The organism is Sphingomonas sp. 2378 (assembly GCF_038084995.1).
Lineage (GTDB): Bacteria > Pseudomonadota > Alphaproteobacteria > Sphingomonadales > Sphingomonadaceae > Sphingomonas.
The window spans coordinates 1-602 of record NZ_JAXCMJ010000121.1; the positions used below are offsets into that span (position 1 = coordinate 1).

Annotated in this window: 1 protein-coding gene; it reads left to right on the forward strand. The window is 46.3% G+C overall.

All coding sequences use genetic code 11. The annotated features are described in order from the left end of the window. Window positions 1-51: 51 nt before the first annotated feature. Window positions 52-602 (forward strand): Qnr family pentapeptide repeat protein (locus tag SM191_RS19565; protein ID WP_341507661.1); only part of this gene is annotated, 551 nt, incomplete at its 3' end.

The following is a 602-nucleotide window of genomic DNA, read 5'->3' on the forward strand; positions in this document are numbered from 1 at the left end:
GTCATAAGGTTTACCATGGCGTCATTACTGTATAAAAACACAGGCATAGATATGACTCTGGCATTAGTTGGCGAAAAAATTGACAGAAATCGCTTCACCGGTGAGAAAGTTGAAAATAGTACATTTTTTAACTGCGATTTTTCAGGTGCCGACCTGAGCGGCACTGAATTTATCGGCTGCCAGTTCTATGATCGCGAAAGTCAGAAAGGGTGCAATTTTAGTCGCGCAATGCTGAAAGATGCCATTTTCAAAAGCTGTGATTTATCAATGGCAGATTTCCGCAACGTCAGTGCCTTGGGCATTGAAATTCGCCACTGCCGCGCACAAGGCGCAGATTTCCGCGGTGCAAGCTTTATGAATATGATCACCACGCGCACCTGGTTTTGCAGCGCATATATCACTAATACTAATCTAAGCTACGCCAATTTTTCGAAAGTCGTGTTGGAAAAGTGTGAGCTGTGGGAAAACCGCTGGATGGGGACTCAGGTACTGGGTGCGACGTTCAGTGGTTCAGATCTCTCCGGCGGCGAGTTTTCGACTTTCGACTGGCGAGCAGCAAACTTCACACATTGCGATCTGACCAATTCGGAGTTAGGTGACTT